Below are 4,387 nucleotides of genomic sequence, written 5' to 3'. Positions count from 1 at the left end.
GCACGCCGAACAACATCCACACCCGGCTGACCCGCCAGCAACTCACAGCAAGATCACCAAACCACGTGAATGTTTACATTCGGATGTGTCACAGAAGACATCCCATCATTGCCGGATGAATGTAGGTAAGCTACGGTTCCGCGACAGCAGTCGGGTTGATCCCACCTGGTGCACTGTGCGTCCTTAGTTGCTGACGAGCAGGCCCGGGCAGACCGAGACGTGTGTACGCGCGGCCGTACGTGATCCTGAGGCGGATGGGTGATGTCGATGATCCACCCGAACAGTCCGGGCGATCTGTTCGATCGCCTCGAGATCGGCATGGCCCTCATCGACACGGGAAGCCACCGGATCATCCGGGTGAACAGGGCCGCTGCCCGGATGGCGGGCATGCCCGAGGGCCAGATCGTCGGCCAGACCTGGGATGCGGTCACGCCGCCGGACCGGCGCGAGGAGCTGCGCGCCATGGTGCGCCGCATGCTCGACGGCGAGCCGGTCGACACCCAGATCACCTCGGCGTTCACCCGGCCGAACGGCGAGGTCATCCATCTGCTGGTCACCTCGTGCCTGGAGGCGGCACCCGACGGCGGCGCGCCCCTGCTGGTCTGCCAGCTCCAGGACATCACCGAGCAGGCGGTGTCCCACGAGCATCTGCGCCTGCTGGTCGACCACACCCCGGTCTCCCTGCACCTGGTCGACCGTCAGGGTCGGGTGCTGTTCTCCGCGGGCGCCTCCGTCGACTCGACGGCCAGCACCCGCTGGACATCGGTGGAGGATGCCTTCCGGTCGTCCCACGAAGCCCTGCGCCTGGTGGCCGCGGCGATGGCCGGGCAACGCGTCTTCCGGGTCGTCGAGGCCACCGGCCGCTTCTACGACATGCACATGGTGCCGGTGCCGTCGCCGGAGCCGAGCGACGGCGCGCGTGCGGTGGTGGTGCTCGCCACCGACGTGACCGAACGGGAGACGGCGCTGCTTGAACTGAGCGCGCGCGCCGACGAGCAGGCGACGGTCGTCGACCTGAGCCGGCTCGCCCTCGACGTCCCCGATTCCACCCTCCTGGTGGAACGGGCGGTGGCGGACCTCGCGCACCACCTCAACGCCACCGCGGTCGTTGTGCACGACCTCGTCGGCGAGGCGGCGCAGCGCCCGGTGCTGCGGCAGGCAGCGTGCCACGGCACTCCGCCGGCATCCACGGACCTGTGCGAGCGGGCCCTGCGGGCCGGCTGGGAGGTCGTCACGACCGAACCCGTCCCGGCGCTGTTAGGAACCGGCACCGCGCCGTCGTATGCGGTCGCTGTGCCCCTCGGGCCGCACGAACACCCGAGCGGTGTTCTCGCCATCTACCGGAGCCACGCGAGGCCCGATGACAAGGCGTGTGCGACCACCAGGCTGTCCGCGCCGATCGGGAGCGGCGCGTTCAACGATCGCGAGATCACGTTCATCCGGTCCGTCGCCGGCGTTCTCGGTGCCGCCGCGGCCCGCCTCCAGATCGAGCGCGACGCCCGCCATCAGGCGCTGCACGACGGGCTGACCGGCCTGCCCAACCGCGTCCACCTGCTGGACGGGCTCGCCGCGGCCAACGCCGCCGCACGCACGCGGGGCGAGCACATCGGTGTCCTGCTCATCGACGTCGACGACTTCAAGTCGATCAACGACTCGTACGGCCATCAGGCCGGCGACGAGGTCCTGCAGCGGGTCGCGGCGCGGCTGCGCGACGCCGTGCGGCCGGGAGACACCGTCGCGCGACTGTACGGCGACGAGTTCGCGGTCCTGTGCGAGAACATCGCCTCCCACGAGGCCCTGGGCGGCATCGCCGCGCGCATCGTGGCCGAGGTGGCCCAGCCGATGGACGTCGCGAACCGTTCTCTCCAGGTCGGCGTGAGCGTCGGCGCGGTGTTCTCCAGCGCGGACCTGTGCGACGTCGACGGGCTGCTGCGCGCCGCGGACGTCGCGATGTACGCGGCCAAGCGGGGCGGACGGGGCCGCTACCTGGTCTTCGGGGAGAACCCGCGGCCCCGCCTGCCCGAGAGCCACGTCGGGACGTAGCCCCGCCCCGCCCGCGAGGTCAGTCCGTGCGCGCAGCGCAGCCCGGCGCCGGCCTGGCCGCGGCGGGGACCACCCGGGCCGGCGCGTGCAGGCTGCCGAGCAGCGCCATCCGCTCGGCGCTGGCCGACCCCGGCTCGGGCGACAACACGACCAGCCGCAGGCCCGCGTCGTCCTGCATCCGCAGCACCTCCTCGGACAGGGACAGCTCGCCGACGAGGGGATGGCGGTAGTCCCGCACGGTGGCGCCGCAGTCACGGACCGGGTGGCGCGCCCACGTCGCGGCGAACTCCGCGCTCTTCACGCACAGCTCACCGATCAGCGAGGTGAGCTGGGTGTCGTCCGGATGCTGTCCGGAGGCCAGCCGCAGATAGCTCACCACATCGTCGACCTTGCGCCGCCAGTGGACGTAGAGCTCGCGGGTGTGCGGGTCGAGCAGGATCAGCCGGGCCATGTTCGGCCGGGTCGCGGCCTGGGCCGGCGCGGCGAGGTCGAGGTGGCTGGCGATCAGCGCGTGGCCGAGCCGGTTCCAGGCGAGGACGTCGGTGCGCCGGCCGATGGCGAGGGCCGGAACGTCGCGCAGGGACTCCAGCAGCAGCGCGACGCCGGGCCGGGCCCGCTCCACCCGGCTCGCGCGCCGCGCCAGCCGACCCGGGCGGGCCAGCGAGCGCAGGTGGACCTGCTCGTCGTCGCTGAGCCGCAGGACGCGGGCCAGCGCGTCGAGCACCGCGTCGGAGGCGTTGCGGCTCTGGCCCTGCTCCAGCCGGGTGTAATAGGTGACGCTCACGCCGGCCAGCTGGGCCAGCTCCTCGCGCCGCAGTCCCGGGACGCGCCGACGGTCGCCGGGCCGGTCCAACCCCACCTGGGCGGGGCTGAGCAGGCTACGCCGGGACCGGAGGAACTCGCCGAGCTCGGTCATGTCTCCTGTTGTCGGCGTGGCGGGCCCCCGACGGGGCGGACAAGGATGACCCTGGCAGTGCCTGCCTCGCCACAGCCCACGCGTCCACGGCGCGGCGGTTATTCCCGCGGATGGTCACCCTGCGTGGACCACTACCGGCGGGCCTATCCACAGCAGGGGAATGGCTGACCCGGCCGGCGGCGAGAATCGTGCAAGGCGTGAGCGATCAGATCTCCCCGCCGTCCTGCGCCCCGGCCTCGCCGGCGCTCCCGTCCGGGCGGGCGGACCCCGGTCCGCTGCTGCCCGCGCCCCGCGCCCCGCGCTCACCCCGCCCCCCGGATCACGGCCCCGCCCACCACCGCCGCGGCCACCCCCACGCCCACGCCCGCACCCGCGGACGAGCAGATGACCGGGCGACAACGGCTCGCGCTTGTGGTTCTGCTGGGCAGCCAGTTCATGCTGGCGATCGACTTCTCGATCCTCAACGTCGCCCTGCCGTCCATCGGCCGTGGCGTCGGCCTCGGCGAACAGGACCTGCAGTGGATCGCGACCGCGTTCGCGCTGCCGTCCGCCGGGTTCACCCTGCTGTTCTCCCGGGTCGCCGATCTCGCCGGCCGTCGGCGCGCGTTCCTCACCGGGCTCGTGCTGCTGGTCGTCTCGTCGCTGGCCGGCGGCCTCGCCCAGCATCCCGCCGAGCTGCTGGTCGCTCGGGTCGGACAGGGCCTGGCCGCCGCGATCGCCGTCCCGGCAGCCCTGTCCCTGCTGGTCACCACCTTCCCGGAGGGTCCGGTGCGGCAGCGGGCGCTCAGCCTGAACAGCACGTTGCTGCCGGCGGGGTTCACCGTCGGCGCGCTGGTCGGCGGCCTGCTCACCGGCTACCTGAACTAGCGCTGGGCCTTCCTCGTGAACGTGCCCGTCGCGCTGGCCATCCTGGTCGTCGCGCCGAAGGTCGTGCCCGGCGGTCGCGGGGCGCGCGGGCAGCGGCTCGACGTTCCCGGCGCGCTCAGCGTCACCGCCGGCCTGGTGGCCTTCGTCTACGGCATCTCCCGCGGCGGCACGTCCGGCTGGTCGGATCCGCTGGTGTGGGCCGCGATCGTCCTGGGCGTCGCCCTGCTCGCCGTGTTCTGGCGGGTCGAGCTGACCAGCCCGCATCCGCTGGCCTCCCCGGCCGTCCTGCGGCTGCGCCAGGTCGGCTGGGGCAACGCCGGCGGATTCGGGATCTTCGCGCTCGGCAGCGCGATCGTGTTCATGATGACGCTCTACCTGCAGCAGGTCCTGGGCTACTCGGCGGTGACCACCGGCCTGATCTTCGGCCTGCCCGGTCTGAGCGCCTTCACCGCCGGGATGCTCGCCCCGCGGATCCTCGCGGTGGTGCCGTTGCGAGTCATGAAGCATGAGTAAGCCTCTGCCTCGCAGCCGTCGTCGACAGGACGGCGCTCCCGGTCTGAC

4 protein-coding genes are annotated in these 4,387 nt (G+C 72.5%); 3 read left to right on the top strand and 1 reads right to left on the bottom strand.

All coding sequences use genetic code 11. From position 1 onward, the window contains the following. Positions 1–267: 267 nt before the first annotated feature. Positions 268–2,043: a sensor domain-containing protein gene (locus MXD60_RS25835; protein WP_248822237.1), complete on the top strand. Its 1,776-nt coding sequence runs from the start codon at positions 268–270 to the stop codon at positions 2,041–2,043. 19 nt (positions 2,044–2,062) lie between these two features. On the opposite strand, the gene MXD60_RS25830 is transcribed toward MXD60_RS25835, so the two are convergent. Beyond that, positions 2,063–2,959 (bottom strand): helix-turn-helix domain-containing protein, encoded by an 897-nt coding sequence (locus MXD60_RS25830; protein WP_248822229.1) that lies wholly within the window; start codon positions 2,957–2,959, stop codon positions 2,063–2,065. A gap of 384 nt (positions 2,960–3,343) precedes the next feature. On the opposite strand from MXD60_RS25830, the gene MXD60_RS25825 reads away from it, so the two are divergent. Then, a complete protein-coding gene (locus tag MXD60_RS25825; RefSeq protein ID WP_248822227.1) occupies positions 3,344–3,826 on the top strand; it encodes an MFS transporter in 483 nt (160 codons plus the stop codon). 15 nt (positions 3,827–3,841) lie between these two features. After that, the gene (locus MXD60_RS25820; RefSeq protein WP_248822225.1) at positions 3,842–4,339 is read left to right on the top strand and encodes a hypothetical protein; all 498 of its coding nucleotides are present in this window, start codon (positions 3,842–3,844) and stop codon (positions 4,337–4,339) included. Positions 4,340–4,387 lie beyond the last annotated feature (48 nt).

The organism is Frankia sp. AgB32, assembly GCF_023243045.1.
In the GTDB taxonomy this organism is placed as follows: Bacteria; Actinomycetota; Actinomycetes; order Frankiales; family Frankiaceae; genus Frankia.
Note: the sequence above shows the minus strand (reverse complement) of the source record. Positions and strands in the feature narration are given on the sequence as shown.